Genomic DNA, 375 nt, shown 5'->3' on the forward strand with positions numbered 1-375 from the left:
CGTGCAAGCCGCAGCGGCGCCGACCGAATGCCGCGTGCTGCACGTGTCGAGCGGCGCCGCCCGCAACGCATACGCGGGCTGGAGCGTCTACTGCGCGACGAAGGCCGCGCTCGATCACCACGCGCGCGCCGTCGCGCTCGACGCGAACCGCGCGCTGCGGATCTGCAGCGTCGCGCCGGGTGTCGTCGACACCGGCATGCAGGCAACGATCCGCTCGACCAGCGAAGCCAACTTCCCGATGCGAGAAAAATTCGACGCGCTGAAAGCGAGCGGCGCGCTGTCGACGCCCGACGAGGCCGCGCGGCATCTGATCCGCTACGCGCTCAGCGACGCGTTCGGCGCCGAGCCGACGGCCGACGTCCGCAACCTGCCGGC

At 72.0% G+C, this 375-nt stretch carries 1 protein-coding gene; it reads left to right on the forward strand.

The features are described 5' to 3' along the window. The coding region (locus SB816_RS30145; RefSeq protein WP_410548010.1) for an SDR family NAD(P)-dependent oxidoreductase at positions 1 to 375 on the forward strand (375 nt) is incomplete at both ends.

Origin of the sequence: Achromobacter sp. SIMBA_011, assembly GCF_046535435.1 — a bacterium.
In the GTDB taxonomy this organism is placed as follows: domain Bacteria; phylum Pseudomonadota; class Gammaproteobacteria; order Burkholderiales; family Burkholderiaceae_B; genus Achromobacter; species Achromobacter dolens.